The 13,722-nt window shown below is 36.3% G+C and carries 15 protein-coding genes; 4 read left to right on the top strand and 11 right to left on the bottom strand.

Annotated features, from left to right (window positions below):
* Window positions 1-53: 53 nt before the first annotated feature.
* Window positions 54-1,784 (top strand): asparagine synthase (glutamine-hydrolyzing), encoded by a 1,731-nt coding sequence (asnB, locus tag UGRO018_RS14400; protein ID WP_416327192.1) that lies wholly within the window; start codon window positions 54-56, stop codon window positions 1,782-1,784.
* A 33-nt stretch (window positions 1,785-1,817) separates the two neighbouring features.
* Here asnB and UGRO018_RS14395 read toward each other — a convergent pair whose 3' ends face one another.
* The 4 genes from UGRO018_RS14395 to UGRO018_RS14380 all read right to left on the bottom strand — a co-directional run bounded on the left by UGRO018_RS14395 (window position 1,818) and on the right by UGRO018_RS14380 (window position 5,590).
* The gene (locus UGRO018_RS14395) at window positions 1,818-2,915 is read right to left on the bottom strand and encodes a DNA recombination protein RmuC (RefSeq protein ID WP_416327191.1); all 1,098 of its coding nucleotides are present in this window, start codon (window positions 2,913-2,915) and stop codon (window positions 1,818-1,820) included.
* Window positions 2,916-2,938: 23 nt separating this feature from the next.
* A complete protein-coding gene (locus UGRO018_RS14390) occupies window positions 2,939-3,367 on the bottom strand; it encodes a competence protein ComK (protein WP_416327190.1) in 429 nt (142 codons plus the stop codon).
* Window positions 3,368-3,827: 460 nt separating this feature from the next.
* Window positions 3,828-4,295, bottom strand: coding sequence for a RidA family protein (locus UGRO018_RS14385; protein WP_416327189.1), 468 nt, complete (start codon window positions 4,293-4,295; stop codon window positions 3,828-3,830).
* Window positions 4,296-4,309: 14 nt separating this feature from the next.
* Window positions 4,310-5,590, bottom strand: a complete 1,281-nt coding sequence (locus UGRO018_RS14380; RefSeq protein WP_416327188.1) for a hemolysin family protein — start codon at window positions 5,588-5,590, stop codon at window positions 4,310-4,312.
* A gap of 218 nt (window positions 5,591-5,808) precedes the next feature.
* Between UGRO018_RS14380 and UGRO018_RS14375 the strand changes: the two genes are divergently transcribed.
* The gene (locus UGRO018_RS14375) at window positions 5,809-6,054 is read left to right on the top strand and encodes a DUF3892 domain-containing protein (RefSeq protein ID WP_416327187.1); all 246 of its coding nucleotides are present in this window, start codon (window positions 5,809-5,811) and stop codon (window positions 6,052-6,054) included.
* 21 nt (window positions 6,055-6,075) lie between these two features.
* On the opposite strand, the gene UGRO018_RS14370 is transcribed toward UGRO018_RS14375, so the two are convergent.
* From UGRO018_RS14370 to UGRO018_RS14355, 4 genes are read right to left on the bottom strand one after another with little or no spacing between them, the layout of a single operon-like run.
* Window positions 6,076-6,672: a hypothetical protein gene (locus UGRO018_RS14370; protein WP_416327186.1), complete on the bottom strand. Its 597-nt coding sequence runs from the start codon at window positions 6,670-6,672 to the stop codon at window positions 6,076-6,078.
* On the bottom strand, window positions 6,657-7,166 hold the full coding sequence (locus UGRO018_RS14365) for a tRNA (cytidine(34)-2'-O)-methyltransferase (RefSeq protein WP_416327185.1): 510 nt from the start codon (window positions 7,164-7,166) through the stop codon (window positions 6,657-6,659). The genes UGRO018_RS14370 and UGRO018_RS14365 overlap by 16 nt, the downstream gene beginning before the upstream one ends.
* On the bottom strand, window positions 7,160-7,753 hold the full coding sequence (gene rdgB / locus UGRO018_RS14360; RefSeq protein ID WP_416327184.1) for an RdgB/HAM1 family non-canonical purine NTP pyrophosphatase: 594 nt from the start codon (window positions 7,751-7,753) through the stop codon (window positions 7,160-7,162). The genes UGRO018_RS14365 and rdgB overlap by 7 nt, the downstream gene beginning before the upstream one ends.
* Window positions 7,750-9,423: a B12-binding domain-containing radical SAM protein gene (locus tag UGRO018_RS14355; protein ID WP_416327183.1), complete on the bottom strand. Its 1,674-nt coding sequence runs from the start codon at window positions 9,421-9,423 to the stop codon at window positions 7,750-7,752. The genes rdgB and UGRO018_RS14355 overlap by 4 nt, the downstream gene beginning before the upstream one ends.
* A 74-nt stretch (window positions 9,424-9,497) precedes the next feature.
* Here UGRO018_RS14355 and UGRO018_RS14350 point away from each other — a divergent pair, with 74 nt between their 5' ends.
* The gene (locus tag UGRO018_RS14350; RefSeq protein ID WP_416327182.1) at window positions 9,498-10,322 is read left to right on the top strand and encodes a choline/ethanolamine kinase family protein; all 825 of its coding nucleotides are present in this window, start codon (window positions 9,498-9,500) and stop codon (window positions 10,320-10,322) included.
* Between the two features lie 89 nt (window positions 10,323-10,411).
* Here UGRO018_RS14350 and UGRO018_RS14345 read toward each other — a convergent pair whose 3' ends face one another.
* The 3 genes from UGRO018_RS14345 to UGRO018_RS14335 form a co-directional block, all read right to left on the bottom strand.
* Window positions 10,412-10,933, bottom strand: coding sequence for an NUDIX hydrolase (locus UGRO018_RS14345; protein WP_416327181.1), 522 nt, complete (start codon window positions 10,931-10,933; stop codon window positions 10,412-10,414).
* Between the two features lie 179 nt (window positions 10,934-11,112).
* Window positions 11,113-12,165 carry a LacI family DNA-binding transcriptional regulator gene (locus tag UGRO018_RS14340; protein ID WP_416327180.1) on the bottom strand — a complete coding sequence of 351 codons (1,053 nt, stop codon included), beginning with the start codon at window positions 12,163-12,165 and terminating at the stop codon, window positions 11,113-11,115.
* A gap of 46 nt (window positions 12,166-12,211) precedes the next feature.
* A complete protein-coding gene (locus UGRO018_RS14335) occupies window positions 12,212-13,075 on the bottom strand; it encodes an HAD family hydrolase (protein WP_416327179.1) in 864 nt (287 codons plus the stop codon).
* 93 nt (window positions 13,076-13,168) lie between these two features.
* Here UGRO018_RS14335 and bcp point away from each other — a divergent pair, with 93 nt between their 5' ends.
* Window positions 13,169-13,630, top strand: coding sequence for a thioredoxin-dependent thiol peroxidase (gene bcp, locus UGRO018_RS14330; RefSeq protein WP_416327178.1), 462 nt, complete (start codon window positions 13,169-13,171; stop codon window positions 13,628-13,630).
* Window positions 13,631-13,722 lie beyond the last annotated feature (92 nt).

The following is a 13,722-nucleotide window of genomic DNA, read 5'->3' as shown; positions in this document are numbered from 1 at the left end:
CAGCATAAACCTTCTATCTTTTTCATACAATGGAAGCGAAAGGAAGCGATGCAATGAAAGAATATTTATTGATCAAAAATGAGGCAATTACCTCTATGAATACCCATTTTTCATCTTTGATCCACAAAAAGGATCTATGGCTATGTGGATTTGATGAAATTAGCTATGCCAGAAAAAACTATGCCATCGTTGTAGATGGTGAAATCTATAACAAAAAAGAATTAAAGGAAGAGCTACATGATGCACAATACCCTCCTATAGAATCTTTAGAAGAGCTTTTTGTTTACGCCTATCTTTATTGGAAAGAAGATATGATGCAACATATCAAAGGTGCTTATGCGTTTGTATTGTTGTATGATGATAAAATTTTAGCCGCAAAAGACCCTTTAGGTCTGTCTATTTTATATTATCATCATAAAGATGATACCCTTGTCATCAGTAACAGTATTCAATTGATGCTAAACAACGCAGGCATCAAGCCACGCCTTACCTCTAAGGGTCTATTGGATCTGTTTGCGTTTGGGCCAAGTGTACCAGAAGATCACACCATTCTCGATGGTATCAAGCAATTACCAATGGGTTCCTTAATGTCTTATAAGGATAGCCTGAATATCAAAACCTATTATCGCTTAAAAGCAAAGAAACATGATGATTCTTTGACTGAAAGTATCGATAAGGTACGTGAATTGGTTACGACATCCATCAAACGGCAAATGGAAGATGTTCATGCCTCCTTTTTAAGTGGTGGCCTGGATAGTAGCATCATCACAGCGATTGCTGCTTCCTTAAACAAAGATTGGCGCACATATTCATTACAATATGAAGGCAATAAAGAAAATTTCAAAGGAAATCAATATCAAGTATCCCTTGATGATACCTTCATTGAACAAATGAAAGACAGATATCCATGTGATCATACTGCACTTATGATGACACAAGAAACATTACGTGACAAATTAGAAGATGCAGTGCTTGCTAGAGAATTCCCTGGTATGGCTGATGTTGATAGTTCTTTATTATGGCTTTGTGAACAAGTCTCACAACGGGAACATATCATTATGAGCGGGGAATGTAGCGATGAGATCTTCGGTGGATATCCATGGTTTTATCGAGAAGAGCTAAAAGATTTAGATACCTTCCCTTGGCTTCGTTCAAGTGAAGAGCGTATCAAACTGTTACACCAAGACATCAAAGGATTAGATTATCAAGCTTATATACAAAAGCAATATGAAAACAGCATCAAAGATATTTCCTATCTGCCTACCGATACCAAAGAGGATAAACAAGCCCGCCTTCATACCGTTCTATGTTTGCATTGGTTCATGCAGACCTTAGTTGTTCGTCAATTGACCATGGCCAATTATGCAGATATCACCATACGTGCTCCATTTGCGGATGTTGATACCTTAGAATATGTGTATAATATCCCATGGGACATGAAGTTTTACAAACAAAATGAAAAAGGCATATTGAGAAAAGCCTTTGAAGATCAACTACCTGAAGATGTTTGTTGGAGAAAGAAGAATCCCTTCCCTAAAACGCACAATCCAGTGTATGCAGAGCTTGTAGCTTCCTTATTAAAACAACGATATGATGATCCTGAATCTGCACTTCATAAACTCTTTGATGATAAAGAACTGAAAAAACTCATTGATAGTAAAGGAGCTTCCTATACCCTTCCTTGGTATGGTCAGCTCATGAGTGGTCCACAGCTTCTTGCCTATCTATATCAAATTGATTATTGGATTCGTGTCTATCATGTTGACCTTGATCTTACGAACTGACACAAAAGACGTGGATTGCCCACGTCTTTTCCTTTACGCTTCCTGTTTTAGTTTCACTTCGTCTATATCATGAAATCTTGCGATAAGTTTACTTGCTGTCACAGATAAGGCACGCATATCTTGATAGCACCGATCAAAATCTGAAGATACAGCTTGATAGCGTGAATCAAAACGCTTAAACTCTACTTGTAGCTTTTTCAGTTCCTGTTGGATACTGATCATATTTTCATTTCTCTCTACGCCTAAATAAATAGCTTTGATTGCGGTAATATATGCCATCAATGTCGTAGGAGAAACCAAGTATACCTTTTGTTCATAGGAATATTGGATCACCTCATCACAATTCCCATAGATATAAGAAAATACTGCCTCTGCCGGAATAAACATATATGCAAATTCAGCGGTTTCATCTCTTAAGATATACTTTTCACTTATCGTCTTAATATGCTTTTTGACATCGCTCACAAAGCTTCGATGAAGCCGTTGTTTTTCCTCGGTTCTTGTTTCCTGCATCAAACGATTATAGTTTTCCAAAGGAAATTTAGAATCGATACAAATCATATGCAAAGGAGCTTTCGCAAAGATCACCGCATCCGCAATACTTCCATTCGATAAGCGCTTTTGTTTCATGAAGCGTTTCTGATCCAAACCAAAGGCATTTTCCAATAAAGAATATAACTCCACTTCACCAAAAATACCTCTTGTTTTTTTATCCGTTAATACCTGCTGAATACTGGAAATAGAAAGACTTAACTCCTTTAAATTCTTCTGACTTTCATCTAACTTCCCCATCTGTTCCATCACCTTACTAAACGTTTGATGAGTAGAAACATAACCTTGTTGTAGATTATGATTGACATTTTTCTCAATTGAAAATAACCGATTTGTTGTGGTTTCATTTAATTGATTCAAATCTTCTTTCATAGCGGAGGTCATTTCCTTTTGAAACTCAAAGAGTTGCTGATTCATCTGTTTTTGCATTTGATATAAAGTCTCCTGTTGACGTTTTTCATTTTCCGCCAACAAAAGCTTTAACTCTCTTCTGCTTCCCTGTTGTGGTCTTATCAATAGAAACAGCACCATGACCACAAGGATCAAGACCACCAAACTAAACATCAAAAAATATTCCATATGTAACCTCCATCTTGTGGGTATTATATCTTATTTTTATGTTGGCTTTCAAGGTATGTCAGATAGTTTGTACAGATTTTGATTTCTCTTTTTATCGTACGAATATCCACATCCAATACTAACTTCGTTTGATCATGAAAATAGATTATTGTGAGTTGTTGATTCCCTTGGATCTTGTATATGGCTCGATGATTGATCCAATGACATGGAATCACTCGTATGGCAGAAGTAGGAAAAAAGAAATCTTTTGTTCTTTCAGATATTAAAATAGGAATCTTTTGATGGATATGATACACCGCTTTGATTGCCTCTTTTCTTCCCTGCATACTGCAACCTTGATGTAAGCACAGCCTTTCCAAATAAGTCTTCGCACTTATCTTTTCAAAAAAGCTTTGATTATATTCTTCCATGATTTCAATACCATCCACATCTTGTCGTATATAAACGATCATAACTTCACCTCATATCTTTTTCAATGAATCTTATCCGACCCCATTAAAGGAAAAGAAGCAGGCTTTTTATAGATGATCAGTATTGCCTGCTTCTTATCGCAAGTAATAGTTACCTGCTGATCCATGATAAAGCTATCGGTGCTGGGGAGATGGAAGGAAAGACTTTGCCATTTTGATGGCTTTTTTATTATAAACGTTTCTTTTAAAAAAATCATGAAAATGAAAAAAATTTATATTTTTTAATAAAAAAATGAAAGGAAATCATCATTTTACTAAATTTGGGATTGATTTTCAGATCATATTCTACCATGTATTTTCTAAGTGACATGCATGATGTGAGAGCTTTTAGCTCCCTTGGTATTCCATTACTATTGATAATTCTTAGCAAATCATATCACAACTTTAGAATCAAAAAAAAGATACCCAGATCTAACATCCAGGTATCTTGATTCTAATACAATTAGCAGCATCCACCATCACAGCCGCCACCGCAACTAGAGCATCCACCCTGTTGTGCAGCATATTGCTGTTCATATACTAAAGTATCAATGACCATACATTCAATTTCAACTTTCACATCTTTTGGAAGACGTGCAACTTGTACACAGCTTCTTGCTGGGAATGGTTCTTCTAGGTAAGAACCATATACTTCATTTAATTTATCAAAATCGTTTAAATCTGCCACGAAGATCGTTGTTTTGATGATGTGTTTATAAGCTAAGCCCATATCAGCCAAAACGGCACCGATATTTTTCATGACCTGATGTGTTTGTTCTTCAATGGTAGTACCTACAACTTCTCCTGTTTTAGGATCTAATGGGACCTGTCCTGATAGAAATACAAAATCTCCTAATTTAGTAGCTGGTGAATATGGTCCCAATGCCTTTGGCGCATTTTCCGGTTTTACTGCTTTGATAAAGATGTTCATATCATTTCCTCCTATTAATCAAGTAATTCTTCATCGTCATTGTATGAAAGAATTGTCAATTCAATTCTGGATGCCATACCATCTTTAGTATCCAGCACTTTGATTTCAAAGTTTTCAAAATCTATTTCACGTCCTTTACGGACTTTACGATGGTTATTTAATTCATAAATCCACGCCGCAAATGTTCTTGCTTTGGTTTGAGGGGCATCTTGATCCTCTACATAAGTATCAAAGAAATCATTTAATGATACCTTTCCATCAATTTGAAACATATGATGTCCGATTTCAAATACATGATTCGGTAGTGGGTCATATTCATCATATATTTCTCCGACCAATTCTTCTAGAACATCTTCTAGGGTAACGATACCAACATATACATGAGATGTCTGTGACTCCTCAACAATTGCGATATGTTCTCTAGACTTTTGAATATCCTCAAGTACAGCCGGCAATTTTTTTCGTTGAGTTACAAATACAGGCGGTTGCATCAAATCCTTAATGACAATTTCACGATCCTCTAATAGAGCATCTAAAACATCACGTACTCGAAGGATTCCAACAACTTCGGTCGTCTCATAAGAAATGACCGGTAAACGTGACAACTTGTGATCATGTAAGGTTGTTTTCAGTTGATCATAGGTTGCATTATCATAAAGAAATACCACCTGATCTCTTGGAACCATGATATCACGTACATTTTTGTCATCAAATTCAATGACACTTTCGATCAATTCACGTTCCTCTTGTTCCAAAACACCTTCCTGTTCAATGGTACTGACAATTTCCAGTAACTCATCTTCTGTCGCTGTTACATTCTCAATTTCCAGCTTCTCTTCCCAACTTTTCTCAATCTTTTCTACTACGATAGAGATCGGATGAAGCACCGTAACCAAAATACTCAACGGTTTTGCCATTAACAGCGCAACTCGTTCACTTTTCGCTTTCGCCACAATTTTAGGGGTGATCTCACCGAAAGCTAAAATCAATATGGTCATAATACCAGTCGCAATCGCAACACCACTTGCGCCAAACAGCTCTGTAGCCAAAGATGTCATAATAGAAGTCGCCAATATGTTCACAACATTGTTTCCGATAAGGATGGTCGTGATCACGGCTGTAAAATTCTTTGCATTTGCATATGCTGTCTTTGCATGTTTGTCACCATTTTTCGCCATTTGCTTTAACCTGATCACATTCAATGAAGAATATGCCGTTTCAGCAGATGAGAAACAAGCTGATAAAATAATTAGAATCACCAATAAAATCGTAAGGCCTATATGCGAACCGTCCAAGAATTACCACTCCCCATACTTAATGTTTCTACAGTTCCATCATGTAAGGACGAAAAAATCCCTTACTACAGTAGTATTATAAACGAAAAATAAAAAAATTCAATGGATACGCCTATTTTCAAAGAATTTTTGATATTTCATAATTTCCAAATTTTCTCAAATCATCACTCGTATAAAAACAATATCTAGGTTCACAATAATGTCAGGAGGTAAGTAAAATGAAAAAAGAAAAATCAAACAAGAAAACCAAATTTGTTGCAGCTCGTCGTAATTCTGATGGTACCTTAAGTGAATTTAAGGATAGCGAAGGAAAAACTTATGATTATGAGCAGGCTTTAGAAGCCGTTGAACAGGGTATGATCGAAAATGCATTACCTTTTACAGGTCGTGATGGTGCACGTCATATTCGTGGTATCAACGATGGAGACGAATCTACAAACCTAAGAAACTTAAAAGAGTTTTAATGAAAAAGAACATATGGAGCTTTAATCCTCCATATGTTCTTTTATTTCTTCTACTTGATATGCAAGACTTTCTTTATATGCTTTTGCTTCTTGTAGAAAATCGATGAAACAAATGACGATCGATATCGTATTCACGATCACAAAGATCATACCGATGATACGAAGAAAGCCGATTGCTTGAGATAAGGAACCGCTTTTTAAAGATATTGAAACCAATAAGCTACATACAATGATTTCAATCAACTGTAACGCTACCAAAATGGTGGTCTTTTTTTTCCTTATCCATATGGCATAAGATGCCATTAAAACCAATCCCTCTAAAATCTCCATCGTACCAATATTCTCCCACAATAGCTTACCTAAACTAGAGATACTGTAGGATGTCAATGAAATGGCATCTAATATGATTCTGGAAAGATAACTTGAAGATAACAAAGGATAACTAAGCATAGCGAACAAGGAATTATAGGAATCTCTAGTTATCAAAAGAAATCCTAATAATACATATGGAAGAAAGAATATCATAGTGATGATCAGGCACAAGAGCATACAAGCATGTGCTCTTTTTTCACTTGTGTCGATCAAATGGTCATAAGGTAACTTCATTTTGTCAGCCAATCTTCCCCTTTGATCACCTCAACACCTGATAAGCCCGGATAATCCAACTGTCTTAATACCTCGTAAAGAATGATAGCCGCACAATTGCTGAGGTTCAGGCTTCTGGCATTGGCAACCATAGGCAATCTCATACAATGTGCCAAGTCTTTACTTAAAATTTCTTTGGGAATACCTGTACTTTCTTTTCCCAAGATCAAATAGATATCTCCAACACATGCGGTAAAATCCATTTGACTTGGTGCTTTTTTACCATAGCGAGTCATATAAAAATAGTTTTCACTTGGGTGTTGAGATACAAAATCTTCCCAATTCTCATACATATGATATTCAAGTTCTTTGACATAATCCATCCCAGCTCGTTTAAGATGTTGTTCATCCAAAGAAAAACCCAATGGCTTGATCAAATGTAGGATGGTTCCTGTTGCCATACAAGTACGCATCATATTACCGGTGTTCTGTGGTATTTCAGGCTCATACAAGACTAAATTTAACATGCTCGTTCCTCCTTTAGATCCTCAATCAAAAACTGCAATGCTCTTCCTCTATGACTTACCCCATTCTTTTGTTCCTCACTAACATTGGCTAACGTTGTATGAAATGGTGGATAGTAGAAGATAGGGTCATAACCAAAGCCCTTTTCTCCCTCGATATGATCATAGATCTCCCCTTCTACGATACCGGTATAGATCTTATGGGTTCCATCTTTTTTCACATGTGCAATGGCGCACACGAATTGAGCACCTTTATCTTCTGCATTTTTTACTTGATCAATAATATATTGATTTTTTTCTGTATAACTAGTATCTCTTCCTAAGAAACGAGCAGAATAAATACCCGGTTCTCCATTCATTGCATTCACTGCCAATCCACTATCATCCGCAATGACTTCAATATGAAGTAACTCATAAATGGCTCTCGCTTTGATCAATGCATTTTCTTCAAAGGTTGTACCGTTTTCTTCAATTTCAATGGGTTCTTTCAAATCCAAAAGACTTTTCACTTCATAGCCATAAGGCTTTAACATTTGTCTGAATTCCTCCACCTTATGCACATTGGATGTTGCTATCATAATCTCTTTCATCGTTTCCACTCCTTATATTGTTTTGTTTCGTTGTCGATCAAATATTGTTTTGGATAACTTTGATGCTCATCATATAATACCAATTGATAACATACTTTGCCAGCATCATATCCGATATCGATCAACCCATATCGAAATAAGTGATCTTGTTGATCAATTTCCATATCCAAACAATCATTCATCAATGCTTTCTTTTTATCTAATGTCACATATGATTGTGTAAATCTTTTTGGACGTTGTTTATTACTTGCATAATATTCCATCAATAATAATGCGTCTACTTCTTTTTCTTCTTGATCTTGAAGTATTTGTTTTACACAAGCAAATAATTGATATGGCTGATATGGTCTAGGTAGCTTGGCATAAGCTTCTCCTAAGGCCATGAACATCGTAAATGGACTTGTATACCATCCTCTTCTTAAAACTTCACGCAAGGTCCATCTAAGCTTACCGCTGTTCCAAAATTTCTCAGTAGCGTGGGCACAATGATGAATACAAATCAATTCCTCACTTGTCAACCACTTCGTCTGTTGGATCTCATATGGAGCACATAAGGAAAACTGAAAGCCAAATTCTTCTTTTTGTGAACGCAACTTGGTTCCTTTTAGTAGTTTCAAGATACCCAATTGTACTTCACTTGCTTGTAAAGCAAACAATTCATCAAAGGAATGATGAAAGCTTTCCATCCCTTCATAAGGAAGACCGGCAATCAAATCAACATGAAGGATACAGCCTGCTTGATTTAACCGTGTAATGACTTCTTTTAAACGCTCATTGTTTTGCATTCTACCGACAGAAGTCAATGTTTTGGTATGAAAAGATTGTACACCTACTTCAAAACGAAACCTTGACACATCTGCTTCTTCACAGAAAAAAGTCAATAATTCTTCACTCAAGGTTTCCGCCACGATTTCAAATTGAAAGATTTGATGAACGCAATGTTCATTGATATAACGAGCAATGGCCAACGCTCTTTTGGGATTGCTGTTAAAGGTACGATCTAATAGTTTCACTTGTTTGATATCACTATCCTTGATTTTCTCTAATATAGAAAATACATAGGCATCGGAAAACATACGAACACAGCGATCAGCCGAGCTCAAACAATAGGTACAACCATAAGGACATCCTCGACTGGTTTCTAAATAAAAATAACGATTGGCAAACTGCCCTTCATCCATCTTTAGGAAATAAGGTGTTTCATATGTTTCCAACAAAGATAGCTCGACTTTTCGATATTCCTTATTGGGATAGGATGCAGTGTACATACCAGCTATTTCATAGTTCTTTCCTTCCCTTAACATCTGTATATATTCCCAAACGCTTTCTTCCCCTTCACCTATACTGATCGCATCGACTCCCTGATCTAATAATTCAAATGAATCATAGCTGACTTCCGGTCCTCCTACGATAATATGAAGGTTATGATTTTGTTTTTTTAGATAATGAATGAGTTCCTTATGGATATCAATATTCCATATATAACAACTCAAACAAAGTACATCGATTTTCATTTCCAAGATTTCATTTCCGATGCGTTTGACATCATCTTTGATGGTATATTCTTTTAAGATAACATCTTCTTGACATGGACTTGTCGTATAAAGCCATCGTAATGCAAGGTTTTTATGGATATACTTAGCATTGCAGGTCGCAAGCATAATGTTCATTTCTTTCACCTTCTCGCATTCTATTATACCGAATTTGTAAAAAATATGCTATCATAATAGGCGGTGATCATAACATGAACTACAAAGATTTTATGGATTCTTTATTTTTTAATACAGATATCCAATTACAGGATATGAAAAAAGGCTTAACCAATTGTAATTATCTCTTAGAGATGAATCATGAACAATTTGTCGTCCGAGTACCAAGACCAGATGCCGAACATATTGTTGAACGGCATCATGAAACCCTTGCTTTAGCTGCCATTCAAGATGCTGATATCGATGTAGAAACCATTTATTATGATGAAATTAGTGGTTATAAGGTCACAAGATATCTTGAAGGTGCTTTGACCTATGGGGAATGTCAAGATGAAGATAAAATCGAACAAGTAGCTTTGCTTATGAAGCATTTCCATGGACTACAAAAAACCATTCAAGAAGATTTTGATCCCCTAAAGCGATTACAAGGATATCAATCACATACGAAGCATCCCTTGTTTGATCTGTCAGAATACCGATGGATCGAATCCAGTATTTCCCATTTACATCATCCCAAGGTATTATGTCACAATGATTGGGTGGATGGAAACATTCTATTTGCCAATCATCGTGCTTACTTAATCGATTATGAATATGCAGCTGATAATGATCCCTTATTTGATGTCATGAGCTTTTTAAGTGAAAATGAAATTTTGGATCCCGTGCTAAGAGAGCGCTTCTATCAAGTTTATTTTGACAAGATCACGCCACAAATCAGGAAAGAGCTGGATCTATGGGAAAACTTCCATAATTATCTATGGTGCTATTGGGCAATGATGATGTATGAAAGTAGAAATGAAGAAGTTTATCGAAAGATTGCTCAAGATAAGCTGACTGCCTTACGCATCAAAAACGCATAAAGAAAAGGAGAACACGGTTAGGCAACGCCAGATAAGGAAGCTTTTATGTAGAAAACGGTGTAACCCCCAAAATGGGTTACACCGTTTTTTTACTTTCGGAAAGTGTTACTATAATTTCCCTGCTTGTTACCGTATGTGACATTTTTGCTGTCTTTTTCGTATTGTTCCTCGTTTGAGTCCACCAACCGACAATTAAGCTCATATAGAGCCGTGCGGTTTGAATCCCATTTAAGTTTTTTTGTTGCTTCATCATAAGTCAACCAAACACACTCTGTATGTTCGTGGGACAATTTTATATCGTCTTTGCACTCGAAACCAAAGGTATACTCAGGTATTACGTAAGTGTCCTTATCCCAATACTGTCGATGTTTTTTTGATATAACTGTAGCAGGAATATAAGATAGACTTTTCAATTCCACCCACTTCTCTGATTGTACTCCACTTTCTTCAAAGGTTTCTCTTTTCGCAGTTTCCAAAGGTATTTCGTTATCTTCGCCACCTCCGGCTATAAATTGCCATTGGTTGAAATCAGCACGGTGAAACACACAATAAGAAGGAGAGCCGTCAATGATTCGATATGGTATTGAAAGTATTTGAAATGCAGCTCGCATTATTATGCACCTCTCAATTTTTGTGCCTCTGTTGTGAATGTGATTCATCCGAGTAATTTCACTCCGATTGAATTCTTATTCAATTGTTTCGCCTTTGCGATGCCAATAAGGTTGTATTTCCATGTTGTTTCACGATACTTCCTTATGTGGCATTAGCCTTCAGTTTTCTCCTTTTTTCATTATCTAACACTGTCTTTTTCTTCCACCTTGAAATAGGCTTTCTTTTCTGGCAATGCTTTTTTCTCGATCATCGCAAATACAGATTGACAAATATACTCAGCATATCCTGTATAATCATATTTCAAGCTTGTCATAGAAGGTGACATCACATTGGTAATTGAAGTTCCACCAAAACAAACCAAAGAAACATTTTGAGGTACTGCGATATGGTATTCCTTTAAATATTTGCTGACAGGCACAGCCATTTCATCAGATTGTAAGATCAACAAATCAATTTGTTCCGCAAATAGCTCTTTGATATGATCAAATAAAGCCTCATATCCACCCTCACTTTGTACTGCGATGATATCGATTGGTTGTTTTAATGCATGATATGCATTACGAATTCCTTCCATATGATCTTTCGTCAAAGCATCATCACTACCTAAATAACGAATGACCAAATGATGTTTTTCCATAAGGTATTTCGCTAATGTATGTGCTGCTAAAACCTCATCCATTGCAGTATCACAACCATCTATATGATCTCTTAAGAACACACAAGGAATGGCAGTGGTTCTCATTTGTTTCATAATAAATTCAGTACTTGAACAACTTTCAATCAAAATGGCATTGACATTTTGTACGATGAACATCGTCAAGTATTGTTCTTCTAGCTCTTCCTTTCCCTCTGTCGCAACAATTTGTAAAGTACAACCTGACTCTGATAACGCCTTATGTAAGGACTCTAACATAACTCTGGTACGATAATCAGAAAGATTTTTCGTCAAAACAGCCAACTTATAGCCTTTTTTCTCTTTGATTGCTTTCTTAGCTTTTGCTTTGATTGTTTTTTTAACTTCTTCCTTCTTCGTTGGTTGACTTCCTTCCTTTAGATCCAGTTGTTCATTGACCTTGACAGTCCCTTTTGCCACATATCCTAATTCATCGATCGCAGCTTGAATTTTTTCTCGAATCTGTGGCTTTACATTTTCATTTTTTAGATAACGTGATACCGTTGGTTTAGAAACACCGGCTTTTTCCGCAACATCCGCAATGGTAGGTTTTTTCATAACAAACATCCTCTCTTCGCTCTATGGTTTATTTTACCTTATTTTTCTATAAATGAAAAGGCTTTTTACCTATCTGATTCAGAACATGGGCTACGCCAAACTCATGATTGCTTTTGGTGATGTAGTGAGCTGCCTCTTTGATCATAGAGGATGCATTGGCCACCGCAACGCTGTGAGGAAACATTTTCATCATAGAAAGATCATTCATACTATCTCCTATGACCACAACTTCATCCAACTTTATTCCCTGTTCATCACAATAATGCTTTAAGGTATATCCTTTTTGTGCGCTATGCTTGGTAATTTCTATATTCTCAGAGATGGAATCCGATAACGCCAATCCTTCAACTTCTGAAAGTTTTTTTCTTACTCTTCGTGAGACCTCGACATCTCCACCAAAGGTTTCCATCTTATAAACGATCGGAGACTCCTTTAAAAAGGCTTCCATATCGTTTACTTCTCGTTCATATTGACAAAAAGATGCTTGTTCCATCATCTCTATGATTTCTGCTTCCTGCATACCATTTTGCTTCATATGCTCGATAAATTCTCTTCTTGCTTTTTCAATATCTGGGGTCATTGACCCACCTTGTGTATATAAATTAAAACAAAGGTCTTCTTTTATCAAAATATCCGTAATGGTCTTCACATGAGATAATTCCATTGGATTTTCATATAATATCTTTCCATCTTGATCCTTCATCAATGCGCCATTGACCAACAGATGAACGCATGTTATCCCATATGGCTCAAGTAATGGTGCTACACTATCATAAGTCCTGCCGGTTGCCGTCATAAACTGAATACCGGCATCCTGCAATCGTTTGATTGCGATTGCATTTTCTTTTGGCACCTTGTGCTCTTCATCCAGCAATGTTCCATCCAAATCACATGCTACAAGTTTAATCATTTCATCTACCTCTTTCTCCACGCTATATTTTACCAAACATATCGCTGTATTCCCAGTCTTTTTTCTGATAAAATAAGTACAAGGAGTGATAATATGTTAGAAATAGGAACCAAAGCAATGGATTTTACCTTGCCCGATGAAATGGGCAATGAAGTATCTTTACATGATTTTCTAGGAAAAAAGGTCATCCTTTATTTTTATCCAAAGGACAATACACCTGGCTGTACACGTGAGGCTTGTGCCTTCAAATCTGCCTATGACGCTTTCAAACAAAACAATGTTGTGGTCATTGGTATCAGTAAGGATACCCAAAAAGCACATCAGAATTTCAAAGCAAAATATGAACTACCTTTCCTTTTATTAAGTGATGTAGAACATAAGGTCATTGAAGCTTATGATGTCTGGAAAGAAAAGAAGCTTTATGGTAAAACATATATGGGCATCACAAGAAGCACTTATGTCATTGATGAAGAAGGAACCATCATCAAGAGCTATGAAAAAGCAAGCCCAGATAAAAATGCAGGTGAAATTCTAGAATATCTCCATCAACTTTAGTCAAGACAGGTCACTTACCTGTCTTATTTTTGTATAGTGAAAACCCCTTGTTATACAAGGGGTTCTAAGAAAGCTTTAGCGATAAAAAAAGG

The organism is Hoskinsella mucinilytica (assembly GCF_045223415.1).
Lineage (GTDB): Bacteria > Bacillota_I > Bacilli_A > Erysipelotrichales > Erysipelotrichaceae > Hoskinsella > Hoskinsella mucinilytica.
The sequence above is the reverse complement of the archived record's forward strand: the minus strand, read 5'-3'. Positions and strand labels throughout refer to the sequence as shown.

What these genes read in the sequence shown, in the direction of transcription:
- UGRO018_RS14350 (WP_416327182.1), top strand. Translation starts at nt 9,498, where the DNA reads ATGAACTACAAAGATTTTATGGATTCTTTATTTTTTAATACAGATATC.
- asnB (WP_416327192.1), top strand. Translation starts at nt 54, where the DNA reads ATGAAAGAATATTTATTGATCAAAAATGAGGCAATTACCTCTATGAAT.
- UGRO018_RS14365 (WP_416327185.1), bottom strand. Translation starts at nt 7,166, where the DNA reads ATGTTAAATTTAGTCTTGTATGAGCCTGAAATACCACAGAACACCGGT.
- UGRO018_RS14390 (WP_416327190.1), bottom strand. Translation starts at nt 3,367, where the DNA reads ATGATCGTTTATATACGACAAGATGTGGATGGTATTGAAATCATGGAA.
- UGRO018_RS14345 (WP_416327181.1), bottom strand. Translation starts at nt 10,933, where the DNA reads ATGCGAGCTGCATTTCAAATACTTTCAATACCATATCGAATCATTGAC.
- UGRO018_RS14375 (WP_416327187.1), top strand. Translation starts at nt 5,809, where the DNA reads ATGAAAAAAGAAAAATCAAACAAGAAAACCAAATTTGTTGCAGCTCGT.
- bcp (WP_416327178.1), top strand. Translation starts at nt 13,169, where the DNA reads ATGTTAGAAATAGGAACCAAAGCAATGGATTTTACCTTGCCCGATGAA.
- UGRO018_RS14385 (WP_416327189.1), bottom strand. Translation starts at nt 4,295, where the DNA reads ATGAACATCTTTATCAAAGCAGTAAAACCGGAAAATGCGCCAAAGGCA.
- UGRO018_RS14355 (WP_416327183.1), bottom strand. Translation starts at nt 9,423, where the DNA reads ATGAACATTATGCTTGCGACCTGCAATGCTAAGTATATCCATAAAAAC.
- rdgB (WP_416327184.1), bottom strand. Translation starts at nt 7,753, where the DNA reads ATGAAAGAGATTATGATAGCAACATCCAATGTGCATAAGGTGGAGGAA.
- UGRO018_RS14335 (WP_416327179.1), bottom strand. Translation starts at nt 13,075, where the DNA reads ATGATTAAACTTGTAGCATGTGATTTGGATGGAACATTGCTGGATGAA.
- UGRO018_RS14395 (WP_416327191.1), bottom strand. Translation starts at nt 2,915, where the DNA reads ATGGAATATTTTTTGATGTTTAGTTTGGTGGTCTTGATCCTTGTGGTC.
- UGRO018_RS14340 (WP_416327180.1), bottom strand. Translation starts at nt 12,165, where the DNA reads ATGAAAAAACCTACCATTGCGGATGTTGCGGAAAAAGCCGGTGTTTCT.